General features: G+C 70.5%; 9 protein-coding genes. 8 read left to right on the plus strand and 1 reads right to left on the minus strand.

Translation table 11 applies throughout. The features are described 5' to 3' along the window. The first annotated feature begins 90 nt into the window (after nt 1-90). The 7 genes from EBL84_RS09325 to EBL84_RS09350 are packed head-to-tail and all read left to right on the plus strand — an operon-like array spanning nt 91 to nt 10,217. Complete coding sequence (locus EBL84_RS09325) at nt 91-3,099, plus strand: phage tail tape measure protein (RefSeq protein ID WP_148040284.1); 3,009 nt, start codon at nt 91-93, stop codon at nt 3,097-3,099. 10 nt (nt 3,100-3,109) lie between these two features. Next, on the plus strand, nt 3,110-4,879 hold the full coding sequence (locus tag EBL84_RS17305; RefSeq protein ID WP_223806988.1) for a hypothetical protein: 1,770 nt from the start codon (nt 3,110-3,112) through the stop codon (nt 4,877-4,879). 9 nt (nt 4,880-4,888) lie between these two features. Next, entirely contained in the window at nt 4,889-6,556 is a 1,668-nt protein-coding gene (locus tag EBL84_RS09330; protein ID WP_223806989.1) for a hypothetical protein, read from the plus strand. Between the two features lie 7 nt (nt 6,557-6,563). Next, nucleotides 6,564-7,001, plus strand: a complete 438-nt coding sequence (locus EBL84_RS16905; protein WP_148040285.1) for a hypothetical protein — start codon at nt 6,564-6,566, stop codon at nt 6,999-7,001. Between the two features lie 2 nt (nt 7,002-7,003). Beyond that, nucleotides 7,004-7,912 (plus strand): LamG domain-containing protein, encoded by a 909-nt coding sequence (locus EBL84_RS09340; protein WP_190287928.1) that lies wholly within the window; start codon nt 7,004-7,006, stop codon nt 7,910-7,912. Then, nucleotides 7,909-9,993 (plus strand): hypothetical protein, encoded by a 2,085-nt coding sequence (locus EBL84_RS09345; protein ID WP_148040286.1) that lies wholly within the window; start codon nt 7,909-7,911, stop codon nt 9,991-9,993. The genes EBL84_RS09340 and EBL84_RS09345 overlap by 4 nt, the downstream gene beginning before the upstream one ends. Then, a complete protein-coding gene (locus tag EBL84_RS09350) occupies nt 9,990-10,217 on the plus strand; it encodes a hypothetical protein (protein ID WP_062273850.1) in 228 nt (75 codons plus the stop codon). Before EBL84_RS09345 ends, EBL84_RS09350 begins: the two co-directional genes overlap by 4 nt. A gap of 49 nt (nt 10,218-10,266) precedes the next feature. On the opposite strand, the gene EBL84_RS17310 is transcribed toward EBL84_RS09350, so the two are convergent. After that, complete coding sequence (locus tag EBL84_RS17310; RefSeq protein WP_123140581.1) at nt 10,267-10,971, minus strand: IS4 family transposase; 705 nt, start codon at nt 10,969-10,971, stop codon at nt 10,267-10,269. A gap of 792 nt (nt 10,972-11,763) precedes the next feature. Between EBL84_RS17310 and EBL84_RS09360 the strand changes: the two genes are divergently transcribed. Continuing rightward, on the plus strand, nt 11,764-14,022 hold the full coding sequence (locus EBL84_RS09360) for a tetratricopeptide repeat protein (protein WP_123140582.1): 2,259 nt from the start codon (nt 11,764-11,766) through the stop codon (nt 14,020-14,022). The last annotated feature ends 623 nt before the right edge of the window (nt 14,023-14,645 follow it).

Below are 14,645 nucleotides of genomic sequence, written 5' to 3' on the forward strand. Positions count from 1 at the left end.
CAGACCGGCGCCAGGGAAGGCGCCGCGCAGCGCCCGCCCCGCTAACCCGTTTTCACTGACAGGTGCCCGTCTGGCAGCGATGCTGCCAGCATGGCAGACGATCTCAAGCTCAAACTCCGCATCGACGCCGACAGCAGCGAGGCCGAGGCCGCGCTCGATGGCGTCAAGTCCTCACTCGGTGGTGTTGGCGACGCCGCCCGTCAGGCCGACGCAGACGCCGCCTCGCCGCTGGAAACGCTCGGCGGCGAGGCGGCGTCTGCGGCTGAGCGCGGCCTGGATCGCGTCGGCGCTGCGGGTGGGCGAGCGGGGAAGCAGGCAGGTGACGGTCTGGATCGCATTGCCGACGAGGCTAGAGACGCCACTGACGCTACCAACGGGGCTGGCGCCGCCCTTGGTGGCTTGGCCAAGGCGGCGGCTGGAATCGCTGCCGGCGCTGTCACTTTAGACGCCATCAAGGACCTGGCTACCACGCTACTCGACGCCGGCATGCGCGCCCAGGACCTGCGCAGCGATCTCGCCTTCGCCGCCGGAGGCGTCGAAGAGGCTGACGAGGTCATGCGGGCGCTCAGGGTCACCGCTGACGACCTGGGGGTGCGCGCCGACGAGCTGGCCCAGGCTTGGATTCGCCTCAAGAACCTCGGCCTCGACCCCTCGCGGGAGGCATTGGAAGCCTACGCCAACGTCGCTGCCGGCAACTCGGGCAAGTCCATCATGGACTTCATCGAGGCCGTGGCCGACGCCTCCGTGGGGGAGTTCGAGCGCCTCAAGGAGTTCGGCATCAAGGCGACCGTCGAGGGCGAACGCGTCGCACTGTCCTTCAAGGGCACGACGGTCGAGATCGAGAACGACGCCAAGGCCATCCAGGACGCCCTGCGCAAGATCGGCGAGACCGAGTTCGCCGGCGCGCTGGAGGCGCGCGCGGGCAACGCGAGCACGGCACTGGACGCGCTTAACGAGTCCGTGGGCCGATTGACCGCAAGCCTTGCCGAGGACTCCGGGCTGCTCGGGCGAACCACCAGCTTGGCCGGGGCGCTCACCGAGCTGGCCAACGCGATCGAGGCGCCCAACCAGCGCGCCGAGCAGATGTCCAGCACCCTGGGGGTGATGGATACCGCACTCAAGGTAGCCAGCAACCCCGTCGGCGCGTTGATCGGCCAGCTTGACAGCATGGGGGTCAACGCTGAGGGCGCGACAAAGGCCATAGCTTGGCTGGTGCGCGACGCCAAGGGTCTCGAGGAGGCGGCTGGGGAAAGCACCGACGCGCTCAAAGAGCACGGCGATGCCGTAGACGGCAACACTGACGCCCTGATGAGCGCCGAGGATGTCGCCAAGGCATACGCCAAGGCGCTCAGCGATCTGGCTGCCGAGCGTCAGCTCGAACTCGCCGCCGCCGAGCGCGCCACCGAGCAACTCCAATCCGAGATCGACCTGCGCGTCGATCACCTCCAGCACCTCGCCGACGAGGCCCGCGCCCGCGGCGATGAGACTGAGGCGCTGCGCCTGGAGGCGCAGGCGCGCGACACGGCAATCAATGGCATCGGTCAGCTGATCGCAGCCAAGGAACGGGAGCTGGCCGCAGCGCGCGCCTCAGCGACTGCCCGGCTCGACGACGCCGAGGCCGCCGGCATGGAGGCGCAACAGATCGCCGCGCTCAAGGGTGACCTCGACGCCGGCATCGAGGCGCGCCTGCGCGAGATCGAGACGATGCGCGAGGAGATGCGCCATCGTCAGATGCTCAACGACATCAACAACAACGTCACCGACACCACCCGCAACCTCTCCGACAGCCAGCGCGACCTCGGCAATAGCGCCAAGGATGCAAGCGACGGTGTGCAGCGGGTCGTCGGGTCGAGCAACGACCTCAACATCGCCTTTCTGAACAGTCGCGAGCAGATCCGCAACGCCATTGCTGATCTGCGCGGCTACTCCTCGGCGGCGGCTGATGCCGTCGAGGAGATCGTCAGCGGCCTCGATCGCTGGGACAACAAGATCCGTGCGATCCAGGCGCTGGAGGCGAGCGACTTCGTCGGCGACGGCGCGGTGGACGAGGCCTCGGCGCGCATCGCCCAGCTCGAGGCCGAGCTGGAAGCGACCGGCGCCACGGCTGATGCGCTTGCCGAGCGCGTCGACATGGCCTTCAACGTGCTGCGCGACACCGATGCCGTGGTGCTCGCGATCACCCAGCTCAAGCAGGAGGTCATCGAGGCCGAGATCGCCGCCGAACGTCTGGCGCAGCGCGGCGAGCGGCTGCAGACCGAGTTCGGCAAGCTCGGCGAGGCGCTCGACGCCGGCTCGATCGGCCTGAGCGAGTATGCCGATAAGCTCGACCGCCTGATCGATGCCAACTACCGCCTCGGCGAGGAGGAGCTGGAGCCGTTGCGCGCGGCGCTCGACGATGCGCGGCGCAAGATGGCCGACTTCACCGAGTCAGCCCAAGCCGGGCTGCGCGACCTGCAGGCCGAGTGGGCCGAGCTCAACGGCCAGCAACTCCAGGCGCTGCTCCTCGAGCAGGAGGCGCAACGCCTCGAGATCGAGATGGCGCTCGCCGAGGCCAAGCGCGACGGCAACACCGAGGCGATCCGCGCGCTCGAGGACCAGCTCGAGGTGCTCGAGCAGATCCAGGCCGTCGAGCGCGAGCGCGCCGCCGAGGCCGAGGCCCAGGCCGCGATCGAGGCGGCGGAGGCCGAGGCCGAGGAGGCCGCGCGGCGCGCCGCGCTGAGCGATGCCGATCGCGCCCATGAAGACAGCATCGCCACGCTCGAGGCGCGGCTGCTCGAGGCGGTGCGCGCCCAGGACCAGGCGCTCGAGGACGCCCTGGCCGCGCAGATCGCCGCCGAGCGACAGCGCCACGAGGAGACCCTGGCCAACCTCGAGGCCGAGTCCGCGGCGCGCGCGAGCACCGATGCGGCGAGCACCGTCGGCACGACCTCGGGTGCGACGGGGAGCACTGGCACGGCGAGCGCGAGCCGCACGATCGACGTGCGTCTGAGCGTCAACGGCGCATCCGGCGGCACCGTCAGCGTCGCCGACGCGGCCAGCGCCGACACCCTCGAGGCCTTCCTCGCGTCACTCGAAACCGCCGCCGCCGTGGCGGCCTGAGACCCTACCGATGCCCATCCAGGAAGCAAACATCGTCTTCGTCGAGAGCCAGGTGATGGACGACGTCCCCGAGGGCGGCGGCGCCGCCACCGGGCGCGAGATCGTCGACGGCGCGCTCAACAACGTCTTCGAGGATATCTCTGACCTCGACCGCGCCTACGGCCGCTTCAACCTGAGGAAGCTCGCGCTGGCGGTGCGCAGCCTCGACACCAGCCTCTACGGCGGCGCCAAGCTCGCCCTCACCGCGCTGCCGCGCGACCCCGCCGTCGGCTACACCCTGTTTCGCACCGCCGACCCCTTCGATACCCGCGCCCAGGCCGCCGACCGCGTCCAGGCCTATCTCTACAAGGGGCCGATGTGGCCGGGCGTGCTCTTCGACGACCACATCGCCGGGATGCGCGCCATCCGCATCATCCAGCGCGCCGGCGCCGCGCTACCGCCGATCGGAAAGACCCTGGTGCTGATCCACCACGAGGGCGCGGCCGATGCCGTCGAGCAGTACGTGCGCGTGATCGACGTCGAGACCGTCGAGACCACCTTCACCGACGCCAACGGCGACTACACCCGCTGGGTCGTCACCCTGACCCTCAAGGACGCGCTGCGCCACGACTTCGCCGGCCACACCCCGCGCCGCGACGACCTCTACGACTACGACCAGGGCGCGCGGCTGCGCGACACCACGGTGGCCGACGCCGCGCGCTACAGCGGCGCCCAGCCGCTGGCCGAGCCCGCCCAGTCGGGCGACCTGCGGGTGCGCGCGGCGAGCCTCTACAGCCAGCTCGTCCCGGCCAGCCAGACCGAGACGCCGCTGCCCGATCAGCGTCTGGCCGACTCGCTGACCCTGCACGTCGATGCCGGCGGCGGTCACGCGGTCGAGGTCGCGCAACCGGCGCACACCCGCTCGCGCCCGGTCACCGCCGAGAACCGCCGCCTCAACTGGATCGAGACCCTGTCGCCGCCGCCGGCGCCGGGCACGCTGCGCGTCGCCTTCATGGCCCAAGGGGTGTGGTACGAGCTGGCCGAGGACGGCGCCGGCACCCTCGGCGGCACCGATCCCAGCCTCGGCGCCGGCACCTATACCGCCGCCACCGCCACCGCGGCGGTCACCCTGGGGGCGCTGCCCGATGCCGGCTCGCAGCTGATCTGGACCTGGGCGAGCCCGGTGCACTACAGCATCCGCGCCGGGGCCAGTGCGACGGTCGATCCCCGGGGCGCGTTGCTCGAACGCCAACTGCCCGAGGCCGAGCGGCCCTATGTCCCCGGCTCGCTGCGCGTCGACTATGTGCGCGCCGCCACCCCCCTCACCCTGAGCGCCGCCCCCGACGGCAGCATCACCGGTGCCGGCGTCAGCGGCAGCATCGATCGCGCCGGGCGGCTGCGGCTGTTCTTCACCGAGCTGCCCGACCCCGAGACCGAACTCACCCTGCGCTGGGACCATCAGCTCCCCGAGGACGCCCAGCTCGACCCGGTGCAGCTCGAGCGGAGCGCGCCGGTCACCGCCGCCCAGACCTTCGACTTCGGCCAGGCGCTCACCCCGGGCGGGGTGTCGCTGGTGGTGCCCTTCATCGCCCCGGATGCCACCACCGTGGTCGAGATCACCCTCTACGACGACGGCGCCGGCGCGCTGGTCTCGGGCGATGCGACCCTGGTCGGCGACCCGCCGACGGCGGTCAGCGGCCAGACCCTCGGTAGCGTCGACTATGCCACCGGCCTGTGCACCATCGACGGCACCCTCGCGGTGCCGGAACAGGTCTATGTCACGACCACCTCGGAGGGGTGAGACATGCGCATGACCGAGATTCGCACCGGCGGCACTCCGACCTGCGGCAGCGATGAGCGCTACTACCCCGGCATCGGCTGTCTGGGGCCGAGCGATTACGAGTTGCCCGCCACGCCCACCACCGGCGAGTGGGTCACCCAGCAGGCCATCTACACCCCGGCCCTCGGCCAGCCGATCCGCGGCACCGCCGTGCTCACCGGGGCGGCGACCACCGACGCTGCGAGCGCGACCCTGACCCTCACCGACGGCGTGCTCGGGGTCGATCTCACCCGCTCGCTGTCGGCGCCGATCGTGCCCGGTTCGGTGCGGCTGCGTCTCGGCGGCTGGCTCTATCGCGACCGCGGCGACGGCAAGCTTTACGACGACGCCGGCGCGGCGATCGCCGACCTCGACTATGCCGCCGGCCGGGTCGCGCTGCGCCGCTGGCCGGGCGGGGCGAGCGTGCCGCCCACGGTCGAGAGCTGCCTCACCAGCTACGGCCAGTGGGGGCAGATCGCCGCGAGCTTCCGCACCGCGACCGCGCCCTTGAAGCCCGAGGCGCTGCAGGTGATCGCCACCACCCTTGACGGCACCCAGCTGATCGCCACCGCGGATGCCGACGGGCGCATCCAGGGCGCGGGCATGGAAGGGCAGGTCGACTATGCCGTCGGCGTCGCCGCCGTCCACTTCGGCACCCGCGATGCCGAGGACGTCTGGCAGCCGCTGGCGGTCGACCCCACCACCCTGCGCTACAACGCCGTCGCCTACAGCTACCTGCCGCTGGACGCCGACATCCTCGGCATCGACGGCACCCGGCTGCCCGCCGATGGCCGGGTGCCGATCTACCGCCCTGGCGATCTGGTGATGATCCTCCACGCCGCCGAGACCGCCCTCAGCCCCAGCGCCGGGGTCGCCGCCGCGCTCGGTCGCACCCGGCTCGCCTGGGTGCGGGTGACCGACGCCACGGGCGCGGTGGTCAGCGGTGAGCGCTACCAGCTCGACCGCGCCTCCGGGCAGATCATGTTCCCCGACCTCGACGGCCTCACCCTGCCGCTCACCGTGCGCCACACCGTCGGCGACCTGCGCCAGGTCACCGACGCCCAGATCAGCGGCTGGCTCGCGCTCTCGCGCCCGCTCACCCACGACTACCCGGCCGGGGAGACCATCGTCGCCGGCTGCCTGATCATCGGCGATCGCCGCGCCCGGGTCTCGGCGACCTGGGATCAGGCGAGCTGGAGCGGGGCGTGGGCCGACGCCCCCAGCGGCAGCGCCGCCACCGCCACCCTCAACCTGATCGACCACCCCATCCAGGTCACCAACGAGGGCTGCGACACCGACCGCTGGGTGCTGCGCTGCGCCAACGCGGCCAGCGACCAATGGGAGTTGATCTCGGAAAACCGCGGGCTCGTCTGGCAGGGCGTCTACGTCCCCGGCGGCGAAGACATCGCGCCGATCAACCCGCGCACCCGGATCGACCTCGGCGGCGGCGCCTACAGCACCGGCGCCCCCTACATGACGATCCCCGCCGCGGCCAACGGCGGCGGCTGGAGCACCGGCAACGTGGTGCGCATCGACACCGTCGGCGCCATCGCCGAGTTCTGGGTCGCGCGCTCGATCCAGCAATCCGACGAGCCCGCCGACCCCGCCGCCGCCGATGGCTGCGAGATCCATGCGCTCGGCAACATCGACCGACCCTGAGGACATCATGGAGCTATCGCCCAGCCATCTCGCAACCCGCGAGGCCGCCTGCCGGCTCCCGGCCCTGCACGCCTCGCTCGCGCTGCTCGTCGAGTCTTCGCAACGCGCCACCCTCGGGCTCTATGGCGACCCGCCGCCGGCCAGCCCGGGAGACCCGCCCGCCGAGCCGCCGGTGGTCGTCCTGACCTTGACCGCCGCCGCCGGCCAAGTCGACGAAGGTGCCCATTGGATCGTCCTTGATGTCCCGCTCGAGGGGCAGATCGACGGCGCAGACCCCGCCGTCGGAACCTCCGTCACCTGGGCGCGGATCACCGATGGGGCAGGGCAATGGTGGGCCGATGCCACGGTTTCGGACGAGGCCGGTGCCGGCGAGATCCGGTTGATCGACACGCTGCTCTACAACGGTGCCTTTTGCCGACTGACCAGCGCGATCCTGGAGGGCTGAGCATGGCGATCGATCCGATGTGGCGCGACGTGGTCTTGCTGCTGCCGTGTTGGGGCGGCGATGGCGCCCAGCAGTTGGTCGACTACTCCGGGGCGAGGTTGCCGGTGTCCCTGCGCGGTGGCGCGATGGTCTCGGTCGATGGCGCGCGCTCCGAGGCCGGCGCACTCTATCTCGATGGCAGTGGTGCCTATGTGACGATCAACGACTTGTCGAGGTGTCTGGCGGGGGTGCCTGCCTTCACCATCGAGGGCTGGTTCTTCCGTGCCTCGGACAATGCCGGGCAGGACGTGCTGTTCGGCTTCCACTCCTCGCTGGGTGCCAACCGCGCGGTGTTCGATGCGAGCAAGTACTTCGGCGACGAGGCCGCCGCGACGACGTCATATCCCTCCGCGATGCCGATCGGCGTCTGGTTCCACTTCGCCGTGGTGCGTCGTCCCTCGGCCTGGCAGGTCTATCTCGATGGCACGCGGATCCTCGACCTGGCGGCCGCACCCAACACCCTTGAGGTGACCGATCGCTTCTCCGTCGGCCAGGAGTGGGACGGGGCCTCGCCCAGTGACTTCTGGCACGGCTATGTCGAGGACCTGCGCGTCACCCTGGGCGTGCGTTACGAGGCGGGCTTCGAGCCGCCGGGGCGGCTGTTGACGCTGACCGACGGCGGATATCGCGCCGAGGCCTATAGCGAGGCGAGCGAGCCGATCAACGGCAGCGCGCGTCGTGGCGACGGCACCCCGGCCGACTCGGTGCTGGTTCGCGACTGGATCAGCCATGAGCCGGTCGCCATCGCCACCCCGGATGCCGCCGGCGATTGGTCGGTGCGTCTGGTGCCGGGGCAGTACGACATCACCTATCTCGCCACCGGGTGCGCCCCGGTCTGTCACGGTCCCTATACCGTTCCCGCATCGGGTTGACGGGGGCGGTCGTGGTCTATGCGCCGCCCGCCCCCGGCCAACTGGTCACCCTGTTCGCGGGGTATGAGCCACCGGCGCTCGATGACCGGGTGTGGCTGTGCGCCGATGGGGACGTGGTGCGCGCCACGCTACGGGCCGTGGTGCCGGCGTCGGCACGTCCGAGGTTGGAGATGGTCGCGCGCGGCGCCCGGGATCGCTCCTGGCTGCGCGTGTTACTGCCGGCGTCGGCGCCGAGTCTGCGGCTGCGAGCGCGCGAGCGCTCGATCCCGATCCGTGTCACTGCCACGCTACCGCCCCCCGCGCCGAGCCTCGGGCTCGCCGCCCGGGTCGCTACGGTCCAGCGGGCGCGTCTCGCCAGTGTGCTGCCGTCGCCGGCGGGTTCGTTCGGGCTCGGCGGTCGCGCCACATTGGCGCGGGACCAGGCCCTCCCCGCCGCCACCGGACCCAGCGCCGAGGCCCCGGCGCGTGACCAGCGCGCCACCGCCCGCGGTTGGCGGCTCATCGGCACCGAGATGCGCGCGACCCGCCACGCGGCAGCGCTCGGCCACCGGCAGGCGCGGGCGCGTCCGGGGCCGGCGCTCGGGCTGCGCCACAGCGAGACCCGACGGCTGCGCCGGGTCGCCCAGGTCCCGCATGCCGAGGCGCGCCCGATCCGCGCCGCGCGCACCGCGCCCCATGCCGACACCCGTCGGCTGCGGCGGGCGACCCGGGCTCCGCACACCGAGGCCGCCCCGATCCAGGCCGCCGCCAGGGCAGGGCACCGCGATCGAGAGCGCACCCGCGACCGGCTGCGTCTCGATCAACAGGAGGCGCGACCGATCGGTCTCCGGATCGATGCCGGGCACCACGTCGCGCAGCCCGTCGAGACCGCGCTCGGCACCCCACACACCGAGGCGATGTGGCCGCTCCCAGGGCGCTGGACGCCGTGCTACATGCCGGCGGTACTGCTGCGCACCCGGGTGTCCTGTGGCGCGACCCCGTCGCTCGGCACTGATGTCGAGCTACCCGGCTGCTGCGACGGGCGACCGCGCCCACCCTGGGTGCCCGAGCCGCCGACCGCAACCCGCATCGTCCCCATCCGGAGGCTCTATATCGTGAGGAACACCGTCACCCTGACCCTGCTCGACGGCACCGAGATCCCCGCCGAGTCGCTGCGCCTCGCGCTCGAGGCCGACGCCTGGGCGTGGAGCTGGTCGGCGCGGGTGCCGGGCGCGGCGCTCGCGCGGCTCCAGGCCGAGCCCGAGGCGCCCGCCGTCGAGCTGATCGCCACCATCAACGCCCACCCGATCCGGCTGCGCCTCGACAGCATCGCCCGCGCGCGGAGCTTCGGCTCCAACTGGCTCGACCTCGGCGGCCGTGGCCGCGCCGCCGTGCTCGGCGCACCAACCGCCGCGCCGCGCGCGCGCACCAACACCGAGTCGCGCAGCGCCCGCCAACTGCTCGACGCGGCACTCACCGACAACGGCGTGCCGATCGGCTGGACGCTCGACTGGCAACTGGAGGACTGGACCGTCCCGGCCGGCGCCTGGAGCCACACCGGCACCTTCATCGAGGCCGCCGCGCGCATCGCCGAGGCCGGCGGCGGCTATGTCCAGGGTCACGACACCGAGCCGGTGCTGCGCCTGCTGCCCTGGTATCCGCGCCCGCCCTGGGCCTGGGCCGAGACCACCCCCGACATCGCGCTGCCCGAGGACGCCTGTCACACCGAGCGCATCGAGTGGATCGCGCGCCCGGACTACGACGCGGTGTGGATCAGCGGCGGCGAGGGCGGTCGGCGCGACCGCGTGCGCCGCGCCGGACGCGCCGGCGACACCCAGGCCCCGACCTGCGTCGACGCGCTCGCCACCGATGTCGTCATGACCCGCCAGCGCGGCCTGCGCCTGCTCGCCGACACCGGCCGCCAGGCCCACATCACCCTGCGCGCCCCGGTCCACCCCGAGACCGGCATCATCCACCCCGGCCAGCTCATCCGCTACACCGAGGGCGGCACCACCCGCCTCGGGCTCTCGCGCGCGGTCGAGCTCGACTGCCGCCTGCCCGAGGTGTGGCAATCCATCCGCATCGAGAGCCACCCGACATGAACACCTGGAACGCCTACCGCCGCCTGCTCCAACTCCTCCCCGAGCCGCCCACCGACGTCGGCACCATCACCGCCACCAGCAGCGACGGCTGCACCGTCACCCTGCTCAGCGGCGAGCAGACCCAGGTACGGGGGCGCGGCAGCATCGGCGATCCGGTCTACATCAGAGACGGGGTGATCCAGGGGCCGGCGCCGGTGTTGCAGACGGTGGAGATTGAGGTGTAGGGGGAAGAGATGAGGGGTGATAGTCTTAAGGCATCTCCTTACACACAACTCACTCCAAGCCTCCAAGCTCTTGAACGAACTGCATCGCCTCGCAGAACTCCCTGACCTGCTGGAGGCCGATCCAGAGGGTTTTGACGCCGGGTTCCCCGTCGCGCTTGCGCCCGAGGAATCCGCCGAGAGTCGCGATGAGGCGGATGACGGTGTTGAGCGTCGGGGCGCGCTTGGGTGGCTTCTTGCGGTTGAGGATGTAGGCGGCCTGCCACTCCTGGCGATCGAAGAGCAGCTCGGCATCGAGTTCGGGGAGGGTGCGCCCGAGGCGCATCAATCGGGTGATGCGCCAGGCGATGATCAGAAACAGGACCAGGGCCTTCTCGATACGCTCGACCTCGGACAGCTGCAGCGCCTCGACGCGGCAGCCTTCCTTGAGCACGCGGAAGAACAGCTCGATCTCCCAGCGGGCGCGATACCAGTCGATGAGTTCGGCGGCGCTTTCGGCGTCGTTCACCTCGCGGTTGGTCAGCAGAGCCAGACGATCGGACGGACCCCGCTCGGGGCGCCGATCTCGGTGGCGACCAGGCAGGTCACCGCGAGCGTGCCGCCGCAGCGATCGTCGAAAGCAGGGTAGGCGGGAGCCGCCCCTAAGAGTGTGACGGCAAGCGTCAGCATTGTCCTTTTCATGATAATTCCTGAGTTCAGTGATCCTGGAGACAGCCCTACTGCTGGAAGGGAGCAGTAGGTGCTTGAGCCTTTCCATGTTGCACGAACTCGACGGGGGAGCGATAGCTGAGCGCCGGCGCGCCGCAGGCGCCGAGCTTGTCCTGGTTCGCTCGATCTGTCTCGGGGGTGGTGGTGGTGGTAAGTCTCTTAGGCGGTGTAGAGGCGTGCCGAAATCGTGCCACACTCCCGCCGCGCTCTCCCGGGGAAGGCAGCGCACGGCAGGAATTGACACGGCGCGGGACGATAAACGATTGAATTTAAAAGCCTTGGTCGTCTTGCTTCTGACTTTTAATCAGGTGGTCGTTGGTTCGAACCCAACAGGGCGCACCAGAAAATGCAACGGCCCGGACGTTCAGCGTCCGGGCCGTTTTTCGTTGTGTCCAGGGCTTTCCGGCCTGCTTGAGCGAGAGGGGCGTCCCTCTCTCCGCCCCGAGCCCGAGGGTTGGGCCTTTCCGGCCTGCTTGCGGCGGTCTCGGGGCCGTTCATGATCACTCTCCCCGCGACCGTGCTCGTTCGCTGGCGCGCACCTGATGCCTTGAGATGCGTGTGGCGAGCCGCTGCATCGTCCGCCTCCAACGCTGATACCGTCAGCTCTCGGGCAGGGCCATCGAGTCGATGCTCTCGTCCCTTGCGCATTGCCTGCCGTTGAGCAACGCCGCTTCGTCCTCAGGCCTGTCTTTGTGTTTCGATCGTTTCTAGCTATGGTTAGCGATCGAGGGTGTCGACCAAGGCGGGGGCGGGGCTGGGCTTGATCTCCAGCCCCCGATGTCCGGTCGATCCGGCTCGCTTTGGGTTTTCATACACGATATTGCGCGATGGAGTGCCTGCCATGGACTGGCTTCACGATCTGCTCGCCCGCGACGTCCTGCGTGGGCTGGGTGAGTGGTCTGATCATGCGATCCGGTGGATCGCGACCTTCTTCGACCAGCAGTCCAAGCCGCTCGCAACCCTCTCCGCCGTCATCACCGTGCTGATGGCGGTCGCCACGGTGTTGTCCTGGTTGAGGCGGCGGCTCGCCGTGGCGCGCGGTGCCGAGGCGCGGCTGCTGCTCTCGACGCCGACCGACTCGGCCACCCTCAATCGCTATAGCGCGCGGGCGGTGACGGTGCTCGGGCGTGACCGCGAGTGGGGCGAGCTGCTGCGCTTTCTCAAGGCCGAGAGCGCCTTCTGCTGGTTACAGCTCGCCGGTTCTGGCGGACAGGGCAAGAGCCGCCTGGCGTTGGAGCTGATCGATCAGGCGCAGGGCAAGGGCTGGGTGGCCGGGTTTCTCGATGTCGAGGACATTCGCCGGTTCGGGGACGGTTGGACCAAGTGGTGGCCGGACCGGCCGCACCTGATCGTCATCGACTACATCATCGGCAGGGAGGCCGAGATCAAGCCGGTGCTGCAGGGGCTGGCGCGCCGTGCGCGGCTGATCCGCAGGCGACGGCGCGGTCGGGTACGCGTGCTGTTGCTCGAGCGTCAACGTTGGGACCGCGGCGGGATCGGAGGCGCGCGTCATGCCGTCGGCGGAGCCGACTCTGCGCCGGCGATCGCCGGCGAGGCGCGGGCCGAGTGGTTCATCCGTCTCGCCGAGCATCACGACGGTAGCGATGCGGTGCTGATGGAGAGTCGTTTCGAGCGTGGGGTGATCGAGCTGTGCAAGCTCGACCAGGCCGCGCTCGTCGAGATCGTCCGCGCGGTCGCGCGTCAGGCCGCGCCGGCGCCCGAGCCGATGCTGCCCGATGCGGCGCTGATCGCCGAGCAACTGGCGCGGATCGATGGCGAGGGGCGCCCGCTCTATGCCTATTTTCTTGGGCAGATGCTCGCCGACGGGGGCAAGAACACTGGCTGGCAGCGCGATGACCTGCTGGCCGCGACCCTCAATCGCGAGCAGGGCGCGCGCTGGCGGCGTTGTCTGGGGGAGGGCGATTTGCCCTGTCTCGGCGATGGCAGCGGCGCCGAGCGCATGGCGGTGCTGGCGACCATCACCGGGGGGCTCGACTGTGTCGACGCGGTGCGTCGGGGGTTGCTCTCGCCGTTGAGTTCGACCCTCCGGCGTCAGGTACTGGTGTTGGTCGACGGTTGTCTCGATCAGTGCGCCACCGGCCCCTCGCACCAGATTCCGCCGGTGCTGCCCGACCTGCTCGGCGAGTGGTTCGTGTTGAGCGCCTTCGACAAGGGGGTCGCCCCCGAGGAGTTGATGGACCGGGCCTGGCGTCTGGCGCCCCGAGCGACCGCAGGCTTCCTGCAGCGCATCGTCCAAGACTTTCCCGAGCACCCGGTGACCGCCCGGCTGCTGGAGCTGGCCCCACCGGAGTCGCTGGCCTGGGAGGCCCTGGTCGAGGCCGCGTCGACGATCCTCGCCCATCTCCACCGGGCGCGCCGTCCCTTCCCCGAGCAGATGACGCGGGCGCTGATCGCCGCCGCCGAGACCGGCGATGGGCGAGCGATGTCGAACCTCGGGGTGTGCTATCACACCGGTCAGGGCCTGCCGGTGAATCTGCGCGAGGCGGTTCGCTGGTATCGTCGGGCGGCCGAGGCCGGTGTCGGTCGGGCGATGACCAACCTCGGGCTCTGTCACGAGCGCGGCGACGGTGTCGTCGCCGATCCGGCCGAGGCGGTGCGCTGGTATCGCCGGGGCGCCGAGGTCGGTCACGGTCGGGCCATGGTCCATCTCGGGGTGCATTACTCCACCGGCCAGGGCGTGCCGCAAAGCGTCGAGGAAGCGGTGCGCTGGTACCTCCGGGGCGCGCGGGCGGGAGACGGTCGAGCGATGGCGCTGCTGGGCATCTGCTATCAAGGCGGGCAGGGCGTGGCGCGCGACATCGACGTGGCGCTCGACTGGTTCCGACGTGGCGCCGAGGCCGGCGACTGCGGCGCGATGGTCAGTCTCGGGGTCTGTTATCACACCGGCCAGGGTGTGCCGCTGGATCTGCGGATGGCCGAGTGCTGGTATCGGCGCGGGGCCGAGGCCGGCAGCGAGGTCGCCAGACAGCGGTTGGGCCTGATCCAGAGCGAGACGGATACGGCCCGGCCCGAGGTCGCCGCACTCGGGGTGGAGGACATCCGCACCTCGCAGCCGAGCTTCACCTATATCCAGGCGTAACGCGTCGCGCCTCGCTGTGGTCACGTCTGGCCCGTCGGGGCGCGGCCGCCGTGCGCATCGCCGCGCCGCACCGCCCGACCATCAGCAGCCCACCCGGCTCGTTATGAGCGTCGCTCCCGGAGTGGGCTGCGGCGCTCGGTCGCCGTCTCTTTGGCCATGACCGCGACTCTCTGATGAAAAGACAGGTCAGCTAGACGTTCATTCCTCCTCTAGATGGCCCCGTTGCAGGATGCCGGATTGCCGTTAGGCACGATGTGTGGCGTTGTCGTCCCTCCTTCGGGAGGGCTGCGTTGCGGTCTCGGTCGGCTGGAGTGGTCGTCGGGTCGATGCTCCGTCGGCGGACCGCTCGTCCGTCGCAAGCCGATCTTTTGGGGCACGTTCGACAAGGTTGTCAGCCATTCGCATCTCGGCTAGACCACGGTAAGGTGGGCCGGTGTGGCGCCGCCCGGCGGGCGTTTGCGGCGCTTCTGTCAAACTGCGGCGTTTCTCGGGCGTCAACGCCCGGTATACTGGGCCGCTTCGTTGCCAGTCATGCGGCGCTGGTCTGTCATGGATGGAGTCCGGCGCGTGATTATGTTTTGGTTGAGCAGGACATCGTGTCTACCGGGCCTGCGGCAGGCGGT

The sequence above is a fragment of the Marichromatium sp. AB31 genome (assembly GCF_003718685.1).
In the GTDB taxonomy this organism is placed as follows: Bacteria; Pseudomonadota; Gammaproteobacteria; order Chromatiales; family Chromatiaceae; genus Marichromatium; species Marichromatium gracile.

Coding starts and splice junctions, on each gene's coding strand:
- EBL84_RS09360 (WP_123140582.1), top strand. CDS start 11,764: ATGGACTGGCTTCACGATCTGCTCGCCCGCGACGTCCTGCGTGGGCTG.
- EBL84_RS16905 (WP_148040285.1), top strand. CDS start 6,564: ATGGAGCTATCGCCCAGCCATCTCGCAACCCGCGAGGCCGCCTGCCGG.
- EBL84_RS09330 (WP_223806989.1), top strand. CDS start 4,889: ATGACCGAGATTCGCACCGGCGGCACTCCGACCTGCGGCAGCGATGAG.
- EBL84_RS09350 (WP_062273850.1), top strand. CDS start 9,990: ATGAACACCTGGAACGCCTACCGCCGCCTGCTCCAACTCCTCCCCGAG.
- EBL84_RS17305 (WP_223806988.1), top strand. CDS start 3,110: ATGCCCATCCAGGAAGCAAACATCGTCTTCGTCGAGAGCCAGGTGATG.
- EBL84_RS09340 (WP_190287928.1), top strand. CDS start 7,004: ATGGCGATCGATCCGATGTGGCGCGACGTGGTCTTGCTGCTGCCGTGT.
- EBL84_RS09325 (WP_148040284.1), top strand. CDS start 91: ATGGCAGACGATCTCAAGCTCAAACTCCGCATCGACGCCGACAGCAGC.
- EBL84_RS17310 (WP_123140581.1), bottom strand. CDS start 10,971: ATGGAAAGGCTCAAGCACCTACTGCTCCCTTCCAGCAGTAGGGCTGTC.